Here is a 23,066-nt window from a genome sequence, read left to right as displayed (position 1 = left end):
CGCGTCAGCAACGAGCTTTTCTCGAAGGTCTCCTGCGGATGCTGGATCCGCGCGCCTACCCGACCGAGCATGTGTCGGCCGTCAACAGCTCCCTGCTGACCCTCATCCGTGTGCACCATGCTCTCGAAGGCAACGTCTCGGCCGAGAGACAACCACTCAACCGCCTGCTGAAACGGCTGACGGTCCCTGCGCGGGTCAACATGGACACCGCCAGCCTGGTCTTCGCCACCGCCCCCGACAACGCGAAGCACCTGCGCGCCGCACGGCGCCTGGTGCACTCCCTGGAGGCGACGCTCACCGATTCCACCCCGGACCAAGTGAAACGGAACTACGCGGCCCGGCTGGGACGGCTCATCACACCGGTGTCGAGATCCATCCGGGACTGGCTGGTCCCCCTCTGGGAATCCCCGATCTCTCCGGGAGCGGCAGTCACCATCCGCAACGAGATAGCCGTCGCGGTCGCCCTGCAAGGACGCGACGGACTCGACCTGCGGACCGACCTCGTCGCTCTCCTGAAAAGAACGTCCCCACACGCGCCGACCGCACAGCAGGTAGCGGCGGTCCTCTGGCCGACCGAGCGGCGCTTCAGGGTGGGCCTCGTGGTCACCGGCACCCGAGAGCTCAGAAATCTGGATCTCCTGCTCCCCGGCGCGAGGCAGCAACCGGTGCCCCGTGACACCGAACCACCGCACGCAACGCGGACGCAGACGAAGGACGCACGGCGCCGTTTCCTCAGCCGTATCGCGGCGGGCCTGGACGGCCCCGCGGTCCTGGTGACACTCCCCGTCCACGCGGCCGACACGCACACCGCCCTGCGTCGAGGACGGCGGAAGCTGAGCGAGGTGCTGGACCAGTACGCGGCGGGCCAGCGTCTGAGCCGCCTGTCCCTCCACCCCCTCCTGTTCGCCACCGACACGAGCGCGCACGTGGTCCACGACGACGCGAGATCGAAGACCACCAAGGCGGCGCAGCCGCTGACCACCCATTGGCCCGCCTCGCTGGGCCCCGCCCTGCGCGCGGCCCACCTGGCGCAGCAGGTCGACGCTCCGATGACGACCGCGGGCCTGGTGTGGAGCGCGGTCGAGTCGGTGGGGATGAAGTCCGGCACGCTCGACGTCCTCGCGAAGGCATGCGCGCTGCATGCCGCACGGCAGCAACTCCTGGGGCTGTGGCAGGTGGTGCTGCTCTCCGCACAGGCGATGGTCAGGCACGCCGCCTGGCAACACCGAGAACACGAGCGCACACTGGCCCGCCTCACGCGAAGCATGGACAAGGTGAAGGACAAACCGGCCGCCTCCGCCCGCCGGGCCCACGAGGAGATGTCCGCACGCCACTCGGCCCTGCTCGCGCAGGCGGACGAAGCGCGGACGGCGCACGACAACCTGACCCGAGAGACCGACACACTGCTGCACGCGCTGATGAAGGCGACCCTCAAGAGCGGAGGAGACGGACCGGGAAGCGGCACGAACGGAGCAATTCGCCTGAATCAGTGGTTCCACGTACTCGCACCGCCCGAAGGCGCCCCCGCGGACATCCAGTCCGCGAACAGAGCACTCGCGACCCTCGTCGCCCTGACGGACGGTCTGGCCGCGGAGCAAGTAGCCACCTGGCAGAGACGTCTCGCGCACCCCGCCGAATTCGCGACGTGGCTGCACGATCAGCAGAACACCCTCCACACCCAGCTCACCTGGCTCTACGCCATGCGCAACGCGGCATTCCACCAGGGTGTCTTCGCCAAGCCCGCGGACGAACTCACGGCCCAGTCCGCCCTCGGCCTGATCGACGCGGTCCTGGAGTTCCTGGGCCACTGGAGCCAGAAAGAAGTCGAGGCAGGCCTCCCCCTCACCCGCCCCCTCCTGGTCCTCGAACAACTGGCGGCAAGACAAACCGACCTACAGGCCAGACTGAACACCGACAGCACGAGCCACCCCCTGAACCTGGACCACATCTCCGCCCCACCCGCCGCCGGCATCCCGCCCCACGAACACGGGTAAGGCCGGCGGTCGGCTCCGCGCACGTAGATGGTGAGCCCCGGCCGGCACAAGCCGAGGGCTCAGCCCTTTCCCGGCCGTGCCCCGTCGGCCGCTAGATGCCGGCTGCACCTGCCGCGTCGCATCTCGTCCCACCGGCCTACTGCCACCCCAGGCGTCCCGTCCGATTCGCGCTCTACGCCTGGACCGACTCCCTGGCGACCCTCACATCATGGGGGTTTTGGATGAGAAGCCGCACCGCATAGGCCGGGGCCAGAACAGGTGCTCCAACTGCGGGCTCCCGCAGGACCGGGTGGCGACGCTTGAGCAGGAATGGGTGCTGTTGGAGCCCGACATGCGCCCACTGGCCCATACGGTGCCGGCGGACCACCGGTGGCTCGAGCTGTCCGACGGGAGGGTGACGGTCTACGGAGTATGTCCGCCGGACCAGTTCCAGCGCTGCCGCATAGAACACCGCCTCGCCTGCCCACAGCAGGCTCGACCGGACCTATGGCCATGGCTGACCAGCCTGCGAGAAGAGAACGAAAGACAAGCACAACGACAGAGCACCCCGGAGCCACCACGCCTACCCCCTGAGGAGTGGCCGGACGCCGGCTGACGAACGCACGAAAACCCTGACGCTGACCAGGGAAGATGCCGCAGGCTCCCTCCCAACAGCCCCGGATAGCCCCATAGGGCCGCACATACGCGAAGACCCCGACCTCAGCGTTTCCGCTGGTGACGGGGTCTTTGGGCACCTCATACAAGGTGCCCCCGGCAGGATTCGAACCTGCGCACACGGCTCCGGAGGCCGTTGCTCTATCCCCTGAGCTACGGGGGCGTGTCGGGCGCCTTGTTCGGCGGCGACGGGTAGAACCCTACCAGCTCTCCGAGGGAGATCATGAACGGTTTCTGGTGGGGGAGGGTGGGGTTGAGCTGGGGGAGGTCGCCCGCACGGGGTGGAAGTGGGGAAAACCCGGACGCGGCGGTGCGGGCGGACCTACTCTCGAGTTGTGCCAGGCGCGTCCGGCCGGGTGCTTGTTGTGGACGACAACAAGGTCATCCGGCAGCTGATCAGGGTCAACCTCGAGCTGGAGGGCTTCGAGGTGGTGACCGCGGCCGATGGTGCCGAGTGCCTGGACGTCGTTCATCAGGTGCGGCCCGATCTCATCACCCTCGACGTGGTCATGCCCCGGCTCGACGGCCTCCGTACCGCCGCCCGGCTGCGCGGTGACGCCCGAACGCGGCGCCTTCCGCTCGCCATCGTCAGTGCCTGTTCCCAGTACGAGGTCGAGGCCGGGCTCGACGTCGGCGTCGACGCCTTCCTTGCCAAGCCCTTCGAGCCTGCCGAACTCGTGTCCCTCGTGCGGCAGTTGATGGAGCGCGGGAGTGGCGCCGGTGATGGTGACGGTGACGGCGCGGGCGTGTCGTTCGGGATCGGCGGTGATGGTCCTGCCCCCGCCGGTGCCCCGGTCGGCGGGACCGAGCACACCGAGTGTCCGGAGCGCGCCGGCCGAACCGGAACCTAACCCCTGAACCGCATCTGCACCTCGACCTACATCTGCACCTCGACCTACATCTGCACCTTGACCTACATCTGGATCTGGATCTTCTGGATCTGAACTTGGGCTGAGTGCATCCGGGCGGACCTGGGACCCCCGGCAGCCCAGAAACCCGGCACCACCGGCAGCGCAACACTCCCGAGCCCCAGGCCGCCCCCGGCTCCTCGGCCCCCGGCCCTCCGAAGGCGCACCCCCGTCGCAGTCCCCACCCCGAACCCCAGCAGCGTGCGCCCCGCCCTGTCCACATCCCGGACCGCAGGCCAAACCGGCTCGCATACCCACCCCCCTCCTCCCCTACGCTTGTCCCCGTGACCCCCGTCGAGCTCTCCCGTACCGTGCTGCGCGCGGTGCGCCGTGCTGTGGACGACGGGGAGCTGAGCGTTGCCGTGCCCGCACGAGCCGTGGTGACTCCGCCGGGGCCCGGCGGGAGCGGGGACTACGCGACGAACATCGCGCTGCAGCTGGCCCGGCCCGCCGGGCGGCCGCCGTTGCAGGTCGCCGAGATACTGCGGCCCCATCTCAGGCGCACCGAGGGCGTCGCCGCTGTCGAGATCACCGGGCCCGGGTTCCTCAACATCCACCTCGACCGGGCCGCCGCCATCACGCTCGTACGTCGAATCCTGGGGACGGAGGACGTGGAGGGTACGGAGGCCGCAGAGGGCGGAGGTCAGGGGGGCTCCTCCCTCCCGTACGGCCACAGCGACACCCTCGCCGGGCAGGTCGTCCGGCTGCGGATCCCGTACGACATTCGTGCGGAGGTCATCGCCGACGCGCTCGTGCGGATCGTCGCCAGCCAGGGCGGCCGCGTCGAGGTCGATCACATCCGGTCCCACGACATCTCCGCCGGTAAGGGCGGCAACGGGAGAGCCGGTAGCCCGGGCAGTCCCGACACCCCCGGCAGTCCCATCGACCTCCGCCCCGTCCCCGCTCCCGAGGACCCCACTCCCCTCGGCCCCGACGCCCTCCGCTGGGCCCTCCTGCACCCGGCCGCCCACGACCGCCCCAGGATCACCGCGGACCTCCTGGCTCAGCGGGCCGGAAACCCCCTCTTCCGGGTGCGTTACGCGCACGCGCGAGCCCGCGCGCTCACCCGCAACGCCGCGGCCCTCGGTTTCACGGCCACCCCGGGCCCCCTGGGCACCCCCTGCGCCGCGGCCGACCTCTGCACGCCTGCCACCGAGGCCGCCCCCGACCCGTCCACACCCCTCATCACCGCCCTCACCACCTATCCCTCCACGCTCACCCGAGCGGCGACCCTCCGCGCTCCCGATCGTCTGGCCCGGCACCTGGTCGTCCTCGCCGACGGCCTGCTCGCCTTCCAGCCCACGGTGCTGCCGCGCGGCGACGAGAAACCCTCGGCCGCCCACCGGGCCCGGCTGGCGCTTGCCGAAGCCACCGGGACGGTGCTGGCCGGCGGCCTGTCCCTGCTCGGCATCGACGCACCCGACTACCTCTGAGCGAGCACGCGGAGCCCCAAGCCATCAAGCCGAGCCGAGCCTAGGCCGAGGTCCCGGGCCGAGGTCCCAGCCCAGTCCAAACCCAGCCCGGACCCCCAGCCCAGCCCCGGACCCAGCCCAGGTCAAGCCCCCGGCAGGCAGCCCCCGCCCCGCAGCCAAGAGTTCACAGAAAGCCGTACAGACATGAGCCGTTCCGCACACCCCGCCGGTCCCCGTCACGCCGACGTGCTTCCCGAGGGGCACTACGCCGCCCCGCCCGCCGATCTGAACTCGCTGGACCCGAAGGTGTGGGCGCAGACCGTCACCCGCGCCGACGACGGAGTCGTCAGCGTCGGCGGGATCGATGTGAAGGCGCTCGCGGAGGAGTTCGGTACGCCGGCGTACTTCGTCGACGAGGCCGACTTCCGGGCGCGGGCGCGCGCCTGGCGTACGGCCTTCGGGCAGGACGCCGACGTGTTCTACGCGGGGAAGGCGTTCCTGTCCCGGGCCGTCGTGCGCTGGCTGCACGAGGAGGGGCTCAATCTCGACGTCTGCTCGGGTGGCGAGCTGGCGACCGCCCTCTCCGCCGGGATGCCCGCCGACCGCATCGCCTTCCACGGCAACAACAAGTCCACCGACGAGATCCACCGCGCGATCGAGGCCGGCGTCGGCCGTATCGTGCTCGACTCCTTCCAGGAGATCGTGCGGGTCGCCCACATCGCCCAGTCGCTCGGCCGGCGGCAGCGGGTGCAGATCCGCGTCACCGTCGGCGTCGAGGCGCACACGCACGAGTTCATCGCCACCGCCCACGAGGACCAGAAGTTCGGGATCCCGCTCGCCGGCGGGCAGGCCGCGGAGGCCGTGCGGCGGGCACTGAAGCTGGACGGGCTCGAGCTCATCGGGATCCACTCGCACATCGGGTCCCAGATCTTCGACACGTCCGGGTTCGAGGTCGCCGCCCACCGCGTCGTCGGACTGCTCAAGGACATCCGCGACGAGCACGGCGTCGAACTGCCCGAGATCGACCTCGGCGGCGGGCTCGGCATCGCCTACACCAGCGCAGACGACCCCCGCGAGCCCCACGAGATCGCCAAGGCCCTGACCGAGATCGTCAACCGGGAGTGCGACGCCGCCAGGCTCCGCACCCCCCGGATCTCCGTCGAGCCGGGGCGCGCCATCGTCGGGCCCACCGCGTTCACGCTGTACGAGGTCGGCACCATCAAGCCGCTGGACGGGCTGCGCACGTACGTCTCCGTGGACGGCGGCATGTCCGACAACATCCGGACCGCGCTGTACGACGCCGAGTACAGCGTCGCCCTGGTGTCCCGGACCTCCGAGGCCGAGCCGATGCTCGCGCGTGTGGTCGGCAAGCACTGCGAGAGTGGTGACATCGTGGTGCGGGACGCGTTCCTGCCGGCGGACCTGGCACCGGGTGACCTGATCGCCGTTCCCGCGACCGGTGCGTACTGCCGTTCGATGGCGAGCAATTACAACCACGTGCTGCGCCCGCCGGTCGTCGCCGTCAATGATGGACAGGCCCGCGTCATCGTCCGCCGGGAGACGGAGGAGGACCTGCTCCGGCTCGATGTCGGATGATTTACGCGCGGCCGGGTGAACCACGTGCGGTTCGGATGATCCGCGCGCGGTTCGGATGATCCATACGCGGTTCGTACGCTCCGTGCGCCGATTCGAGTGATCAGTCCGCTCGGCGTGCGGAGCGGGCGATACCCGCACCCACGTACCCACCCAGGCACCGCATGTCCGCGCCGCACCGCCCGCACCGCCCGCGCCGCGCCACGTCGCACCCCGCATCACGCGCCAAGCGCCATGCACCCGCACCGCACTGCACCGCACCACAAAAGAACATCGTCAAACCCGGGCCGAAAGATCTCCGTCTTCCGGCCCGGTGAAAATGAAATAGATGTCTCACGATCCGGACGAAGGATAGAAACTCCCGTCCGGTGAGTGAGACTGGTTCCACCGTATTCGGTATGTCGGTATGTGAGGAAACGAGGTCGGATGATGCGTACGCGTCCGCTGAAGGTGGCGCTGCTGGGCTGTGGGGTCGTCGGCTCAGAGGTGGCGCGCATCATGACGACGCACGCCGACGATCTCGCCGCCCGCATCGGCGCCCCGGTCGAACTCGCGGGTGTGGCGGTCCGACGCCCCTCGCGGGTGCGCGCGGGCATCGACCCGGCGCTCGTCACGACCGACGCGACCGCCCTGGTCAAGCGGGGGGACATCGACGTCGTCGTCGAGGTCATCGGCGGGATCGAGCCCGCCCGCACCCTCATCACCACCGCGTTCGAGCACGGTGCCTCGGTCGTCTCCGCCAACAAGGCGCTCCTCGCCCAGGACGGTGCCGCGCTGCACGCCGCGGCCGGTGAGGCCGGCAAGGACCTCTACTACGAGGCCGCCGTCGCCGGCGCCATCCCGCTGATCCGGCCGCTGCGCGAGTCCCTCGCCGGCGACAAGATCAACCGGGTGATGGGCATCGTCAACGGCACCACCAATTTCATCCTCGACAAGATGGATTCCACGGGCGCCGGGTATCAGGAGGCCCTCGACGAGGCCACCGCCCTCGGATACGCGGAAGCCGACCCGACCGCGGACGTCGAAGGGTTCGACGCCGCCGCCAAGGCCGCGATCCTCGCCGGCATCGCCTTCCACTCGCGCGTGCGGCTCGACGACGTGTACCGCGAGGGCATGACCGAGGTGACCTCGGCCGACTTCGCCTCCGCCAAGAACATGGGCTGCACCATCAAACTGCTCGCCATCTGCGAGCGGGCCGCGGACGGTGGCTCCGTCACGGCGCGCGTGCACCCGGCGATGATCCCGCTGACCCACCCCCTCGCGTCCGTGCGGGGCGCCTACAACGCGGTGTTCGTGGAGTCGGACGCCGCCGGTCAGCTGATGTTCTACGGGCCGGGCGCGGGCGGTGCCCCCACCGCCTCCGCCGTGCTCGGCGACCTCGTGGCCGTGTGCCGCAACCGGCTCGCGGGCGCCACCGGACCCGGTGAGTCCGCGTACGCCGCCCTGCGGGTCTCGCCGATGGGCGACGTGACCACCCGCTACCACATCAGCCTTGACGTCGCCGACAAACCGGGCGTTCTCGCCCAGGTGGCGACCGTGTTCTCGGAGCACGGCGTGTCCATCGATACGGTGCGGCAGCAAGGACGGCAAGACGGCGGCGGCGAGGCCTCTCTCGTCGTCGTCACCCATCGCGCTTCCGACGCCTCCCTCAGCGGGACCGTCGAGGCGCTGCGCAACCTCGACACCGTGCGGGGTGTCGCCAGCATCATGCGGGTTGAAGGAGAGTAACCAGCAATGACCCACCAGTGGCGCGGAATCATCGAGGAGTACCGGGACCGGCTGCCCGTCTCCGACAGCACGCCGGTCGTGACGCTCCGTGAGGGCGGCACGCCCCTCGTACCCGCGCAGGTGCTCTCCGAGCGCACGGGCTGCGAGGTCCACCTCAAGGTCGAGGGTGCCAACCCGACCGGGTCCTTCAAGGACCGCGGCATGACCATGGCCATCACGCGCGCGAAGGAGGATGGCGCGAAGGCGATCATCTGTGCCTCCACGGGCAACACCTCCGCCTCGGCGGCCGCCTACGCGGTCCGCGCGGGCATGGTCTCCGCCGTCCTCGTCCCGCGCGGGAAGATCGCGCTGGGCAAGATGGGCCAGGCCCTGGTGCACGGCGCGAAGATCCTCCAGGTCGACGGCAACTTCGACGACTGCCTCACCCTGGCGCGTGAACTGAGCGACAACTACCCGGTGGCGCTGGTCAATTCGGTGAACCCGGTACGCATCGAGGGCCAGAAGACCGCCGCGTTCGAGATCGTGGACATGCTCGGCGACGCCCCCGACGTCCACGTCCTGCCGGTGGGCAACGCGGGCAACATCACGGCGTACTGGAAGGGCTATACGGAGTACGCCGCCGACGGGATCGCGTCCAGGACCCCGCGCATGTGGGGATTCCAGGCCTCCGGTTCCGCGCCCATCGTGCGCGGCGAGGTCGTCAAGGACCCGTCGACGATCGCCACGGCGATCCGTATCGGCAACCCCGCGTCCTGGAACTACGCACTGGCCGCGCGGGACGAGTCGGGCGGCCTCATCGACGAGGTGACGGACCGTGAGATCCTGCGCGCCTACCGGCTGTTGGCCGCGCAGGAGGGTGTCTTCGTGGAGCCCGCCTCCGCCGCCTCGGTGGCCGGTCTGCTGAAGGCCGCGGAGAACGGCAGGGTCGACCCGGGCCAGACCATCGTCTGCACGGTCACCGGCAACGGCCTCAAGGACCCCGACTGGGCCGTCGCGGGCGCCCCGCAGCCCGTCACCGTCCCGGTCGACGCGGCGACGGCGGCCGAGCGTCTCGGTCTCGCGTAACCGCGCGCCGACCGCTCGCGTATCCTCTCGCCCAGCCTTTCGAAAGACCTGGGAGTCGCGCGTAGACGGCGATTTCCGGGGGGATAACCCTGACAGGACCCGACAGGGGGTGCACAGGGGGCTTACGACACGCATCGTGCGCCTCTTGTGCGCCCTATGTCGCCACAGAACCTTCCTTCGATAGGCTGTAGTGAACCCGCCCGCCGCATATGCCCCTCTGGGGTGCGGCGCCGTGCCGTCCTGAACGGCCGCAGGGTCCTCACGTACGCATCGAATGTCATTCGACAATCGTCAATCCCGCAGTTCAAGGAGAGTCATCGAGCGATGGCCGGTCCAGCGTTCCGCGCCGCCGCCGTACGGGTGCGCGTCCCCGCCACCAGCGCCAACCTCGGCCCGGGCTTCGACGCCCTCGGCCTGTCGCTGGGGCTCTACGACGACGTGGTCGTCCGGGTGGCCGACTCCGGCCTGCACGTCGACATCGCGGGGGAGGGCAGCGAGACGCTCCCGCGCGACGAGCGGCACCTGCTCGTGCGTTCCCTGCGCACCGCCTTCGACCTGCTGGGCGGACAGCCCCGGGGCCTGGAGATCGTGTGCGCCAACCGCATCCCGCACGGCCGCGGCCTCGGCTCCTCCTCCGCCGCCATCTGCGCCGGCATCGTGGCCGCCCGCGCCGTGACCATAGGCGGCGACAACCGGCTGGACGACGCCGCGCTGCTCGAACTGGCCACGGAGATCGAGGGCCACCCCGACAACGTGGCGGCCTGCCTCCTCGGCGGCTTCACGCTCTCCTGGATGGAGGGCGGCGCCGCGCGGGCGATCAGGATGGAGCCGGCGGATTCCATCGTTCCGGTGGTTTTCGTGCCCGGGAAGCCCGTGCTGACGGAGACGGCGCGCGGACTGCTCCCGCGCACCGTCCCGCACGTCGATGCAGCGACCAACGCGGGCCGGGCGGCCCTCCTCGTGGAAGCCCTGACCAGGCGCCCCGAGCTGCTGCTGCCCGCCACCGAGGACCGGCTGCACCAGGAGTACCGGGCGCCCGCCATGCCGGAGAGCACGGCCCTGGTCGAGCGGCTGCGGGCCGACGGCATCCCCGCGGTCATCTCCGGCGCCGGACCCACCGTCCTGGCCCTGGCCGACGACGCGAGCGCCGACAAGGTGGCCGATCTCGCGGGAGCGGGCTGGGCCGCCAACCGGCTGGACCTCGACGCCCGAGGGGCGTGCGTCCTGCCGCTCACCACCACCGTCACCGGACCCGGCGCCGCCAGCGCCGAGGAATAGCGGAGTCCGGTTGCGGGATTTCGAGAGGGGGAATGTTTGTTGGATCCGGTAGTGTTAACCTCAAGTCTGCACCTGCCCCAGCCATGGCGAGGTGCTTATCGTCCCCGTCAGGGACAACCTTTCTTCCGAGAGTCTCCCAAGCCGCACTGTGCTTCGTACGTCAAGCTCCACGCCGTACGCAGGCACTGAGCGGTCTGCCGAGCAGGCTCCGGAACCGGCGCATTGCCGAGCCGCGTGACACAGACACTCAGTGCCACGGCCCGGAAAGCGCCGAATCATCAGAAATCTCCTCCGCCGCCTTTGGCGGACCACCGCCCCGGCACGGTCCACCCGAACAGGGCCGAAGCCGGACAGCACAAACGGTCGCCGAGCCAGAAGGCCGACGTCCGCTCCAGGGAAGGACCCTTCGTGAGCGACACCACCGATCTGATGGGCGCACGTGTCGAGGACACCGCTGCCGCGCCCGCCACGGACGCCGCGCCTGCCAGCGGTGCCGGCTCCCGGCGGCGCCGCGGCACCGGCCTAGAGGGCATGGTGCTGGCCGAGCTGCAGCAGGTCGCATCCGGCCTCGGCATCAGGGGCACCGCGCGGATGCGCAAGAGCCAGCTGATCGAGGTCATCAAGGACGCGCAGGCGGGAGGGGGCGCCCCGGCCAAGGCCGAGGCGGCCACCGAGACCAAGCCGAAGCGCCGTGCCACCTCCAAGGCGCGCACGGGCGACGACGCGGCCCCGGCCGAGAAGGCGCCCGCCAAGAAGGCCGAGGCGCCCGCCGAGAAGGCCGAGAAGGCCGTGGCCCAGCAGCAGATCGAGATCCCCGGCCAGCCGGCCGGTGGCGACGAGGCGCCCACCGAGCGCCGTCGGCGCCGTGCCACCGCCGACGCGGGCAGCCCCGAGACGGTCACCGCCGAGGCCAAGAGCGAGCCCAAGGCCGAGACGCCGGCCCAGGCCGAGGCCAAGGCCGACGCCGGTGACCAGGGCGAGGGCCGTCAGGGCCGCCGTGACCGCGGCCGTGACCGCGGTGAGCGCACCGACCGCACGGACCGCACCGAGCGTGGCGAACGCGGCCGTCGGGGCAAGGGCGACGAGCAGCAGGGCGGCGGTCAGCAGCAGCGTGACCGCGGCCAGCAGCAGGGCCAGCAGCAGGGCGGCGGCCGCCAGGACCGTCAGCGTGACAACGGCCCGCAGGACGACGACGACTTCGACGGCGGACGCCGTGGCCGTCGCGGCCGCTACCGGGACCGTCGTGGCCGTCGCGGCCGTGACGAGATCGGCACTCCCGAGCCGCAGCTCGCCGACGACGACGTCCTGATCCCCGTCGCGGGCATCCTGGACATCCTCGACAACTACGCCTTCATCCGTACGTCGGGCTACCTGCCGGGACCGAACGACGTGTACGTGTCGCTCGCCCAGGTCCGCAAGAACGGCCTGCGCAAGGGTGACCACGTCACCGGCGCGGTCCGCCAGCCCAAGGACGGCGAGCGCCGCGAGAAGTTCAACGCGCTGGTCCGGCTGGACTCCACCAACGGCATGGCGCCCGAACACGGCCGTGGCCGCCCGGAGTTCAACAAGCTGACGCCGCTCTACCCGCAGGACCGGCTCCGTCTGGAGACCGACCCGGGGGTGCTCACCACCCGCATCATCGACCTCGTCGCGCCCATCGGTAAGGGCCAGCGCGGTCTGATCGTGGCCCCGCCGAAGACCGGCAAGACCATGATCATGCAGGCGATCGCCAACGCGATCACGCACAACAACCCCGAGTGCCACCTGATGGTCGTCCTCGTCGACGAGCGTCCGGAAGAGGTCACCGACATGCAGCGGTCGGTGAAGGGCGAGGTCATCTCCTCGACCTTCGACCGCCCCGCCGAGGACCACACCACGGTCGCCGAGCTCGCCATCGAGCGCGCCAAGCGGCTCGTCGAGCTGGGCCACGACGTCGTCGTGCTGCTCGACTCGATCACGCGTCTGGGCCGTGCGTACAACCTCGCCGCGCCCGCCTCCGGCCGCATCCTGTCCGGTGGTGTCGACTCGACCGCCCTGTACCCGCCGAAGCGCTTCTTCGGTGCGGCGCGCAACATCGAGGACGGCGGTTCGCTGACCATCCTCGCCACCGCGCTGGTGGACACCGGGTCCCGCATGGACGAGGTGATCTTCGAGGAGTTCAAGGGCACGGGCAACGCCGAGTTGAAGCTCGACCGGAAGCTCGCCGACAAGCGCATCTTCCCGGCGGTGGACGTGGACGCGTCCGGTACCCGTAAGGAAGAGATCCTGCTCGGCAGCGACGAGCTCGCCATCACCTGGAAGCTGCGCCGGGTGTTGCACGCGCTCGACTCCCAGCAGGCGATCGAGCTGCTCCTCGACAAGATGAAGCAGACGAAGTCGAACGGCGAGTTCCTGCTGCAGATCCAGAAGACGACGCCGATGCCCGGTAACGGCGACTAGTCGGCGAGGCGCAACGCCGGGGCCATCCTCCATGTGAGGGTGGCCCCGGTTTTTTATGTGGGACACGTGTACGATCACTGTCTTCATGCTCTGAACAACCGTTGCACTCCCAGGGGGGAATCGAGTGGCTAGACCCTTGTCCGGAGCCATTGCCGCCGCGATAGCGGGGGCGTTGCTGCTGACGTCGGCGAGCGGTGTCTCCGCCGACACCGGCACGACGCCCGACGCACTGGACGTGCGGATCGCCAAGGCCATGGCCGCGGACGACTCCGCGAACGCGAACCTTCCGGAGCGGCAGCCGTCGTCGAGCGCGAGCTCCGACGGCGGCCTGGAGCAGTCCGCCCAGATCATCGGCGGCTCGACCACCACGATCGGCTCGGCGCCGTGGATGGCGCAGCTCTGGTACTACGACCCGACCCAGGACCTCGGCTTCTTCTGCGGCGGCACGGTCGTCTCGCCGACGAAGATCCTCACCGCCGCGCACTGCGTCGACAAGGACTACTACAACTGGGTCGAGTACGGCGAGATCATCACCGGCACCGACCAGCTGCCCACGGCCGTCTACAACGAGGACGGCACCCTCGACCACGTCGACTACCACGGCGGCACCCAGAGCACGCTGTCGCGCCAGTGGAACCACTCCTCGTGGGACGAGGTCGCGATCGACAACGACGTCGCCGTCCTGACGCTGTCGGCGCCGGTCAAGGCCAAGCCGATCAAGATGACGACGTCGGACGACACCGCGTCGTACAAGGCGGGCACCTCGGCCAAGGCCTACGGCTGGGGCCGCACCAGCTCCAAGACCGACGACATCTCGCAGACGCTGAAGACGGCCACGCTGCCGATCGTCAGCGACACCACCTGCGGGAACACGTGGGGCAGCTACTTCATCAAGGGCCACATGGTCTGCGCGGGCAAGCCTGCCGGCGGCACCGACGCCACGACCACCGCCACCTGCAACGGTGACTCCGGTGGCCCGCTCGTCGTGAACAACAAGGTTGTCGGCGTCGTCTCGTGGGGCGTCGTCGACTGCGTCGAAAAGGGCGCCTACCCGGTCTTCGCCAAGGTCAGCAAGTACGTCGGCGCGACCTACCCGCGCGTCGACGACGCCGCCATCACCCGTGACGGCAAGGCCGACGTCTTCCTGCGGAACAAGGAGACCGGCACGGGCTACGTCCGCGCCTCCACGGGCTCCAAGCTGGGCGACCGCAAGTCCCTGAGCGCCAACGGCAGCTGGACCGGCTACAACCTCGTCCAGCAGACCGACCTGAACCGGGACGGCTACCAGGACTTCGTCCTGCGCCGCTCCTCCGACGGTGACGTCTTCTGGCGGCGGTACGTGCCCTCGTCCAAGACCTGGACGACCACGCAGATCTTCGACAACTGGAAGACCCGCACCCGGATCATCACCCCCGGTGACGTCACCGGTGACGCCCTGCCCGACCTGCTCTCGGTCGACTCCGCGGGCTCCCTGTGGATCTACCCCGGCAAGGGCACCGGTTCCTTCGGTACCCGCGTCAAGGTCAGCACGGGCTGGAACACGTACAACGCGGTGCTCGGTCACGGCGACTTCACCGGTGACGGCAAGGCCGACCTGATCGCGCGCACCAAGACCGGCTCGAACATCTACCTCTACAAGGGCACCGGCAAGTCCGGCACGGGCGCCTTCGCCACCAAGATCAAGGTCCGCTCGGACTGGAGCTCCTACAACACGCTCATCACCCCCGGTGACGTGAGCGGCGACGGCAGGGCGGACCTCCTGGCCCGTACGCCGGCCGGCACGATGTACCTCTACAAGGGCACCGGCAAGGCCACGAGCGAGATCTTCGGCACACGAGGCTCGGTCGGCAGCAGCTACGCCCAGTACGACCTGCTCGGCTGAAACACCAGGTGAGCCCGGCCCCGCCGGGCTCACTCGTCACACACGGTGCCCATCGCGCTTTACGCGATGGGCACCGTTCGTTGTGCAACCCTTTCCCGGATTACTCCGTCTGACCGAACGGGGTGACCATGGAGCGGTATGGCCACATCCGTCCCGACAGGCCTGGGCCTGAGCGCAGGGGGTAACCGACCGGAAAGAGAACCGAGGAGCAGATGTCCGCCGAGAACACGCCGCAGACCGGCAACCCGGGCACCACCGGCCCGCGCCACCGGGCGAGCAGGGGCCGCCGCCGCAGGACACGCGGCGGGCACAGCAGAGCGGCGGTCGCCGTCCTGTGGACGGCCGCGGGGGTGCTCGTGCTGGGCGGCACGGGCATCGGGTACCTGTACTTCAGGCTCAACAGCAACATCAAGAGCGTCGACATCAACCAGGCCCTCGGCACCGACCGGCCCCTCGACGCCGACAACGGCTCGCAGGACATCCTCGTCCTCGGCTCCGACACCCGCTCGGGCAGCAACAAGAAGCTCGGCGGCGGTGTCGACGACGGCAGCGCCCGCTCCGACACCGCGATGGTCGTGCACGTCTACGAGGGCCACAAGCGGGCCAGCGTGGTCTCCATACCCCGGGACACCCTCGTCGAGCGGCCGGAGTGCACCGACGCCAAGGGCACGACGCATCCGGCGGCCTCGGACGCGATGTTCAACTCCGCGTACTCCACGGGGGGCGCGGCGTGCGCGGTGAAGACGGTCGAGTCCATGACCGGCATCCGCATGGACCACTACATCGAGGTCGACTTCCAGGGCTTCGAGAAGCTGATCAACGTCCTCGGCGGGGTCGACATCACCACGACCAAGGACATCAAGGACCCGGACAGCCACCTGAACCTGAAGGCGGGGGAGCACACGCTCACCGGCAAGCAGGCGCTGGGGCTCGTCCGCACCCGGCACGGCGTCGGCGACGGGTCGGACCTCGGGCGCATCCAGCTGCAGCAGGCGTTCATCAAGGCCCTCATCGAGCAGGTCAAGGACGTCGGCGTCCTGAGCAACCCCAAGAAGGCCTACGACCTCGCCGTCTCCGCCACCGACGCCATCACCACCGACTCCGACCTGAAGACCGTCAACGACCTCGCGTCCTTCGCGAGCGGCCTCAAGGGCATCGGCGCCAAGAACATGACCATGGTGACCATGCCGGTCCAGTACGACCCAGCGGACCTCAACCGCGTGCTGGTGGACGAGGCGAAGTCGAAGCAGGTCTGGGCGGCGCTGAGGGCCGACAGGCCGATCCCGAGGTCGGCGACGAAGGGCACGGCCACGGGAAGCGCCGAGGGCGTCGTGAGCGCCGGCACCTGAGCGGCGCGGGGAACCGGGGCGGCCGCACAGCGGGAAGGCGGCGGCGGGGAATACCTGAGCCCACCCCCTGGTTTGGGGAGATGGCACCAGTGCTGGCAGACTGGTACGTCGGCTCCGGTTCACGCTCCCGCATCCCGCGGCTGCGACCCGGCGCCCTCCCGAACCTAGGAGACACCTTGAAGCGCGACATCCACCCCGAGTACGTCGAGACGCAGGTCAGCTGCACCTGTGGCGCGTCGTTCACCACCCGTAGCACGATCGAGAGCGGCACCATCCGTGCCGAGGTCTGCTCCGAGTGCCACCCGTTCTACACGGGCAAGCAGAAGATCCTCGACACCGGTGGCCGCGTGGCCCGCTTCGAGGCCCGCTTCGGCAAGGCTGCCGCTAAGAAGTAGCGAGCCCCCAGCGCCGGTCCGCGGTGCCCCTCCGGGGGCATCGGGACCGGCGCTTTGCGGTGCAGCGCACAGGCACGGCCCGGGGGCGACGCCCCCGGGACCGGCCCACTCACAACGTTCGTACAGGGAGCCGGAGAGATGTTCGAGGCGGTCGAGGAACTGGTCGGGGAACACGCCGACCTGGAGAAGAAGCTCGCCGACCCGTCGGTCCACGCGGACCAGGCCAACGCGCGCAAGCTGAACAAGCGCTACGCGGAGCTGACCCCGATCGTCGGCACGTACCGCACCTGGAAGCAGACCGGCGACGACATCGACACGGCCCGCGAGTTCGCCGCGGACGACCCGGACTTCATCGCCGAGGTCAAGGAGCTGGAGAAGCAGCGCGAGGAACTGACGGAGAAGCTGCGGCTGCTCCTCGTCCCGCGCGACCCCAGCGACGACAAGGACGTCATCCTGGAGATCAAGGCAGGCGCGGGCGGCGACGAGTCCGCCCTCTTCGCCGGTGACCTCCTGCGCATGTACCTGCGGTACGCCGAGCGCGTCGGCTGGAAGACCGAGATCATCGACTCCACCGAGTCCGAGCTGGGCGGCTACAAGGACGTCCAGGTCGCCGTGAAGACCAAGGGCGGCCAGGGCGCCACCGAGCCCGGCCAGGGCGTCTGGGCCCGGCTGAAGTACGAGGGCGGGGTGCACCGCGTGCAGCGGGTGCCCGCGACCGAGTCGCAGGGCCGTATCCACACCTCGGCGGCCGGCGTGCTCGTCACCCCCGAGGCCGAGGAGGTCGACGTCGAGATCAACGCGAACGACCTGCGGATCGACGTCTACCGCTCCTCCGGGCCCGGCGGGCAGTCCGTCAACACCACCGACTCCGCCGTGCGCATCACGCACATCCCCACCGGAGTCGTCGCCTCCTGCCAGAACGAGAAGAGCCAGCTGCAGAACAAGGAGCAGGCGATGCGTATCCTGCGCTCCAGGCTGCTCGCCGCGGCACAGGAGGAGGCGGAGAAGGAAGCCGCCGACGCCCGCCGCAGCCAGGTCCGCACCGTCGACCGCTCCGAGAAGATCCGCACGTACAACTTCCCGGAGAACCGCATCTCGGACCACCGGGTCGGATTCAAGTCGTACAACCTGGACCAGGTCCTGGACGGCGAACTCGACGCGGTGATCCAGGCCTGCGTCGACGCGGACTCGGCCGCGAAGCTGGCAGCCGCGTAAGGCACGCACGAGCACGAAGAAGTACGACGGAGGACTTGCGTGAACCTGCTGCTCGCGGAAGTGGCCCAGGCCACCCAGCGCCTGGCCGACGCCGGCGTGCCCTCGCCGCGCAACGACGCGGAGGAGCTCGCCGCGTTCGTGCACGGCGTGAAGCGGGGCGAGCTGCACACCGTCAAGGACTCCGACTTCGACGCCCGGTACTGGGAGGTCATCGCCCGGCGCGAGCAGCGTGAGCCGCTCCAGCACATCACCGGGCGCGCCTACTTCCGCTACCTCGAACTGCAGGTCGGGCCAGGGGTGTTCGTGCCCCGGCCGGAGACCGAGTCGGTGGTCGGCTGGGCCATAGACGCCGTGCGCGCGATGGACGTCGTCGAGCCGCTCATCGTCGACCTGTGCACCGGCTCCGGCGCCATCGCGCTCGCCCTCGCCCAGGAGGTCCCGCGCTCGCGGGTGCACGCCGTGGAGCTGTCCGAGGACGCCCTGACCTGGACCCGCAAGAACATGGCGGGCTCCCGCGTCGACCTGCGCCAGGGCAACGCCCTGGACGCCTTCCGCGACCTCGACGGCCAGGTCGACCTGGTCGTCTCCAACCCCCCGTACATCCCGCTCACGGAGTGGGAGTACGTGGCGCCCGAGGCCCGCGACTACGATCCCGAACTCGCCCTGTTCTCGGGCGAGGACGGCCTCGAACTCATCCGCGGCCTGGAGCGCACCGCGCACCGGCTCCTGCGCCCCGGAGGTGTCGTCGTCATCGAGCACGCCGACACGCAGGGCGGCCAGGTGCCCTGGATCTTCACCGAGGAGCGGGGCTGGGCCGACGCGGCCGACCACCCGGACCTCAACAACCGGCCGCGGTTCGCGACCGCCCGCAAGGCGCTGCCCTGATGAGCACGAGCACGCGCACGCGCCCGACGAAATCCCCCCAGCAGCAGTACGTGTACGAGGAGGCCCGCTAGATGGCACGGCGATACGACACCAACGACGCGACCGACCGCGCCACCGGTCTGCGCGAGGCCGCGTCCGCCGTCCGCCGGGGCGAGCTCGTGGTGCTGCCGACGGACACCGTGTACGGCATCGGCGCGGACGCCTTCACCTCCGAGGCCGTGGCCGACCTCCTGGAGGCCAAGGGCCGGGGCCGCAGCATGCCCACGCCCGTGCTCATCGGCTCCCCGAACACCCTGCACGGCCTCGTCACGGACTTCTCCGAGATGGCCTGGGAGCTGGTCGACGCCTTCTGGCCGGGCGCGCTGACCCTCGTCGCCAAGCACCAGCCGTCGCTGCAGTGGGACCTCGGCGACACCCGCGGGACCGTCGCCGTCCGCATGCCGCTGCACCCGGTCGCCATCGAGCTGCTGACCGAGGTCGGCCCCATGGCGGTCTCCTCGGCGAACCTGACCGGGCACCCGGCGCCGGAGAACTGCGACGCCGCCGAGGCGATGCTGGGCGACTCCGTCTCCGTCTACCTCGACGGCGGCCCGACCCCCGGCAACGAGCCGTCCTCCATCGTCGACGTGACGGGCAAGGTACCGGTCCTGCTGCGTGCGGGCGCCCTGTCGGCGGAGGAGCTGCGCAAGGTCGTACCCGACCTCGAGGTGGCGAATTGACGGCCCCTGACGCGGGGCGTGGCATATGGGACGGGGAAGAGACGCGGACCTTCACGGGGCTGCCTCGGGACACCTTCCGCATCCTCCACGTCAGCACAGGCAACGTGTGCCGCTCGCCGATCACCGAGCGGCTGACCCGCCATGCCCTGGCGGACCGTCTCGGGGACCCGCTGTGGGGCGGTCTGGTCGTCGAGAGCGCGGGGACCTGGGGGCACGAGGGGGCGCCCATGGAGGCGAACGCGGAGGCGGTCCTCGCGGACTTCGGCGCGGACGCCTCCGGCTTCACCGGGCGTGAGCTGCTCGACGAGCACGTCATCCGCGCCGACCTCGTGCTGACGGCCACCCGGGACCACCGGGCCCAGGTCATCTCCATGGGTCACTCGGCAGGGCTGCGCACCTTCACCCTGAAGGAGTTCACCCGCCTGGTCCGCGCCATCGACCCCGCCACCCTGCCCTCCCTGGAGGAGGGCATGGTCGTCCGCGCACGCGCGCTGGTCCGCGCCGCCGCCGCTCTACGCGGGTGGCTTCTGGCCCCCACGGCCGAGGCCGACGAGGTCTACGACCCGTACGGCGCCCCTCTCCCGTTCTTCCGGTCGGTCGGCGACGAGATACACCAGGCACTGGACCCCGTGGTGACCGCGCTGACGGGGGTGCCGGCCAGGGCGTAGCCGCCGCCGGGCCCGGGCCGCGGCCCCCGGCGCTCTCGGCTGCCGCGGCCGTTCGCGGGCACGACATCGGGCATGCCGGGCGTCCCGGGCCTACATTGGTGCTACGTCACCGTCGACGCCCCGGAGTCCATCATGTCGGTCACCCCTGTCCTAGAGGCCGATGTCCTGCGGCGGCAGGACCCCGCACTGGCCGACATCCTGCTCGGTGAGCTGGATCGGCAGGCGACGACGCTGCAGCTCGTCGCCGCGGAGAACTTCACCTCGCCGGCCGTGCTGGCCGCCCTCGGGTCGCCGCTCGCGAACAAGTACGCGGAGGGCTATCCGGGGGCCCGGCACCACGGCGGCTGCGAGATGGTCGACGTCGCCGAGCGACTGGCCGTGGAACGGGCGAGGTCGCTGTTCGGGGCCGAGCACGCCAACGTCCAGTCCCACTCGGGTTCTTCGGCCGTGCTCGCCGCGTACGCCGCCCTCCTGCGCCCCGGTGACACCGTGCTCGCGATGGGCCTGCACTTCGGCGGTCACCTCACCCACGGGTCGCCGGCGAACTTCTCCGGCCGCTGGTTCGACTTCGTCGGGTACGGGGTCGAGGCCGACTCCGGCCTCATCGACCACGAGCAGGTGCGGACCCTCGCGCGCACGCACCGCCCCAAGGCCGTCGTGTGCGGGTCGATCTCGTACCCCCGGCACATCGACTACGCGTTCTTCCGCGAGGTCGCCGACGAGGTGGGCGCCTATCTCATCGCCGACGCGGCCCACCCGATCGGGCTGGTCGCCGGGGGAGCGGCGCCCAGCCCGGTGCCGTACGCCGACATCGTGTGCGCCACCACGCACAAGGTGCTGCGCGGGCCGCGCGGCGGGATGCTGCTGTGCGGGGAGGAACTGGCCGAACGCGTGGACCGGGCGGTGTTCCCCTTCACACAGGGCGGCGCGCAGATGCACACCATCGCCGCGAAGGCCGTCGCGTTCGGCGAGGCGGCGACACCGGCGTTCACCGCGTACGCCCATCAGGTGGTCGCCAACGCCCGCGTCCTGGCCCGGGGGCTGGCCGAGGAGGGGCTCGGGGTCGTCACCGGCGGTACCGACACCCATCTGCTCACCGTCGATCCCGCGCCGCTCGGCGTCGACGGACGCACCGCCCGCGGCCGGCTCGCGGCCGCCGGGATGGTCCTCGACTGCTGCGCCCTGCCCCACGGCGACGCCCGTGGCCTGCGGCTCGGTACGGCAGCGCTGACCACCCAGGGCATGGGCGAGACGGAGATGGCCCGGCTCGCCGTGCTGTTCGCGGGGGCCCTGCGGGAGGGCGGCGACGGCAAGCGGACGCGTGAAGAAGTACGGGACCTGGCCGGAAGATTTCCGCCGTATCCGCGCTGAGGTGGGGTAGACGCACCACCAGGCACAGCATCACGTGCAACCATCGTCGCTACCCGGATGTCCTCAACCTTATGCGCGCCTCGCTAGGGTGTGGGGCTGTGATGGCCAGCGAGACCTGTGGGGAAGCCCGTGCGTGAATACCTCCTGACGCTCTGCATCACGGCCGCGGTGACGTACCTGCTGACAGGGCCGGTACGGAAGTTCGCGATCGTGGCCGGAGCCATGCCGGAGATCCGTGCGCGCGATGTCCACCGGGAGCCGACACCGCGCCTCGGCGGTATCGCGATGTTCTTCGGGCTCTGCGCCGGTCTGCTGGTCGCCGACCATCTGACCAACCTCAGCGAGGTCTTCGCCGAGTCCAACGAGCCGCGCGCGCTGCTCTCCGGGGCCGCGCTGATCTGGCTCATCGGCGTCCTGGACGACAAGTTCGAGATCGACGCCCTGATCAAGCTCGGCGGCCAGATGATCGCCGCGGGCGTGATGGTCATGCAGGGCCTGACGATCCTCTGGCTGCCGGTCCCGGGTGTCGGCATCGTCGCGCTGACCCCGTGGCAGGGCACGCTGCTCACGGTCGCCCTGGTCGTCATCACCATCAACGCGGTCAACTTCGTCGACGGCCTCGACGGTCTCGCGGCCGGCATGGTCTGCATCGCCTCCGCCGCGTTCTTCATGTACGCCTACCGCCTCTGGTACAGCTACGGCATCGAGGCCGCGGCCCCCGCCACCCTCTTCGCGGCGGTCCTGATGGGCATGTGCCTGGGCTTCCTGCCGCACAACATGCATCCCGCCCGGATCTTCATGGGCGACTCGGGGTCGATGATGATCGGCCTGGTCCTGGCGGCCGGCGCGATCTCGGTCACCGGCCAGGTGGACCCGGACGTGATGAACCTGTACGGCTCGGAGCGCAGCACGGTCTACTCGATGGTGCCGGTCTACATCCCGCTGCTGATGCCGCTGACCATCATCGCGATCCCGGCGGCCGACCTGATCCTCGCGATCGTGCGCCGCACCTGGCGCGGCCAGTCGCCGTTCGCCGCCGACCGGGGGCATCTGCACCACCGGCTCCTGGAGGTCGGGCACTCGCACAGCAGGGCCGTGCTGATCATGTACTTCTGGTCGGCGGTCATCGCCTTCGGCACCCTCGCGTACACCGTGAACGCGGCGTCCATGTGGATCGTCCTCGCCATCGCGATGCTCAGCGGAGTGGGTCTCTTCCTCCTGCTGCTGCCCCGCTTCACCCCGCGCGCCCCGCGCTGGGCGCAACGCATCGTGCCGCCGCGCTACCGCCGCCGCACGGTCGTCCCGGCCACCGCCCCGGAGCCGGCCGCGGACTGGACCCCGTCCCTCAACGGCGCGACGGCGATCGGCGGCCGGACCCACGAGCACGAAGCGGAACCCAGCCCGGCGGGTGCGCGCCGCTGAGACGCGGCCGGCCGCCGCGACCGCCGTCGCGGTGCAGCGGGGATCTTCGAGAAGCGGCCGGAGGCCGTGTGCGGGCCCCGCACACGGCC

The 23,066-nt window shown here is 70.4% G+C and carries 18 protein-coding genes and 1 tRNA gene; 18 read left to right on the top strand and 1 reads right to left on the bottom strand.

All coding sequences use genetic code 11. The features are described 5' to 3' along the window. Positions 1-38 precede the first annotated feature (38 nt). Positions 39-1,994, top strand: a complete 1,956-nt coding sequence (locus ACFU5F_RS01825; RefSeq protein ID WP_383880483.1) for a hypothetical protein — start codon at positions 39-41, stop codon at positions 1,992-1,994. Positions 1,995-2,202: 208 nt separating this feature from the next. Then, the gene (locus ACFU5F_RS01820; protein WP_383880481.1) at positions 2,203-2,589 is read left to right on the top strand and encodes a DUF6083 domain-containing protein; all 387 of its coding nucleotides are present in this window, start codon (positions 2,203-2,205) and stop codon (positions 2,587-2,589) included. Positions 2,590-2,739: 150 nt separating this feature from the next. Here ACFU5F_RS01820 and ACFU5F_RS01815 read toward each other — a convergent pair. Then, a tRNA-Arg gene (locus ACFU5F_RS01815) sits at positions 2,740-2,811 on the bottom strand. A gap of 172 nt (positions 2,812-2,983) precedes the next feature. Between ACFU5F_RS01815 and ACFU5F_RS01810 the strand changes: the two genes are divergently transcribed. From ACFU5F_RS01810 to ACFU5F_RS01735, 16 genes are all read left to right on the top strand, one after another. Further along, positions 2,984-3,499, top strand: a complete 516-nt coding sequence (locus ACFU5F_RS01810) for a response regulator (protein WP_383880478.1) — start codon at positions 2,984-2,986, stop codon at positions 3,497-3,499. 341 nt (positions 3,500-3,840) lie between these two features. Beyond that, positions 3,841-4,989, top strand: a complete 1,149-nt coding sequence (gene nrtL / locus ACFU5F_RS01805; RefSeq protein WP_383880475.1) for an ArgS-related anticodon-binding protein NrtL — start codon at positions 3,841-3,843, stop codon at positions 4,987-4,989. Positions 4,990-5,172: 183 nt separating this feature from the next. Then, complete coding sequence (lysA, locus tag ACFU5F_RS01800) at positions 5,173-6,564, top strand: diaminopimelate decarboxylase (RefSeq protein WP_383880472.1); 1,392 nt, start codon at positions 5,173-5,175, stop codon at positions 6,562-6,564. Between the two features lie 426 nt (positions 6,565-6,990). Beyond that, the gene (locus ACFU5F_RS01795; protein WP_383881020.1) at positions 6,991-8,289 is read left to right on the top strand and encodes a homoserine dehydrogenase; all 1,299 of its coding nucleotides are present in this window, start codon (positions 6,991-6,993) and stop codon (positions 8,287-8,289) included. A 6-nt stretch (positions 8,290-8,295) separates the two neighbouring features. Continuing rightward, complete coding sequence (thrC, locus tag ACFU5F_RS01790) at positions 8,296-9,354, top strand: threonine synthase (protein WP_383880469.1); 1,059 nt, start codon at positions 8,296-8,298, stop codon at positions 9,352-9,354. 324 nt (positions 9,355-9,678) lie between these two features. Continuing rightward, a complete protein-coding gene (gene thrB, locus ACFU5F_RS01785; protein ID WP_383880466.1) occupies positions 9,679-10,632 on the top strand; it encodes a homoserine kinase in 954 nt (317 codons plus the stop codon). Between the two features lie 408 nt (positions 10,633-11,040). After that, positions 11,041-13,071 (top strand): transcription termination factor Rho, encoded by a 2,031-nt coding sequence (gene rho / locus ACFU5F_RS01780; protein WP_383880463.1) that lies wholly within the window; start codon positions 11,041-11,043, stop codon positions 13,069-13,071. Positions 13,072-13,243: 172 nt separating this feature from the next. After that, entirely contained in the window at positions 13,244-14,953 is a 1,710-nt protein-coding gene (locus ACFU5F_RS01775; RefSeq protein WP_383881017.1) for a trypsin-like serine protease, read from the top strand. A gap of 212 nt (positions 14,954-15,165) precedes the next feature. Beyond that, a complete protein-coding gene (locus tag ACFU5F_RS01770; RefSeq protein WP_383880461.1) occupies positions 15,166-16,302 on the top strand; it encodes an LCP family protein in 1,137 nt (378 codons plus the stop codon). Positions 16,303-16,478: 176 nt separating this feature from the next. After that, complete coding sequence (gene rpmE, locus ACFU5F_RS01765) at positions 16,479-16,697, top strand: 50S ribosomal protein L31 (protein WP_079311057.1); 219 nt, start codon at positions 16,479-16,481, stop codon at positions 16,695-16,697. A gap of 138 nt (positions 16,698-16,835) precedes the next feature. After that, a complete protein-coding gene (gene prfA / locus ACFU5F_RS01760) occupies positions 16,836-17,912 on the top strand; it encodes a peptide chain release factor 1 (protein WP_383880457.1) in 1,077 nt (358 codons plus the stop codon). Between the two features lie 39 nt (positions 17,913-17,951). Next, a complete protein-coding gene (prmC, locus tag ACFU5F_RS01755) occupies positions 17,952-18,797 on the top strand; it encodes a peptide chain release factor N(5)-glutamine methyltransferase (protein WP_059083616.1) in 846 nt (281 codons plus the stop codon). A 71-nt stretch (positions 18,798-18,868) separates the two neighbouring features. Beyond that, entirely contained in the window at positions 18,869-19,516 is a 648-nt protein-coding gene (locus ACFU5F_RS01750) for an L-threonylcarbamoyladenylate synthase (protein ID WP_275456084.1), read from the top strand. After that, positions 19,513-20,184: a protein-tyrosine-phosphatase gene (locus tag ACFU5F_RS01745; protein ID WP_383880453.1), complete on the top strand. Its 672-nt coding sequence runs from the start codon at positions 19,513-19,515 to the stop codon at positions 20,182-20,184. Before ACFU5F_RS01750 ends, ACFU5F_RS01745 begins: the two co-directional genes overlap by 4 nt. 132 nt (positions 20,185-20,316) lie before the next feature. After that, positions 20,317-21,555 (top strand): serine hydroxymethyltransferase, encoded by a 1,239-nt coding sequence (gene glyA, locus ACFU5F_RS01740; RefSeq protein ID WP_383881014.1) that lies wholly within the window; start codon positions 20,317-20,319, stop codon positions 21,553-21,555. 129 nt (positions 21,556-21,684) lie between these two features. Continuing rightward, positions 21,685-22,977: an MraY family glycosyltransferase gene (locus tag ACFU5F_RS01735; protein WP_383880451.1), complete on the top strand. Its 1,293-nt coding sequence runs from the start codon at positions 21,685-21,687 to the stop codon at positions 22,975-22,977. Positions 22,978-23,066: the final 89 nt, after the last annotated feature.

The organism is Streptomyces sp. NPDC057438 (assembly GCF_042802995.1).
In the GTDB taxonomy this organism is placed as follows: domain Bacteria; phylum Actinomycetota; class Actinomycetes; order Streptomycetales; family Streptomycetaceae; genus Streptomyces.
The sequence above is the reverse complement of the archived record's forward strand: the minus strand, read 5'-3'. Positions and strand labels throughout refer to the sequence as shown.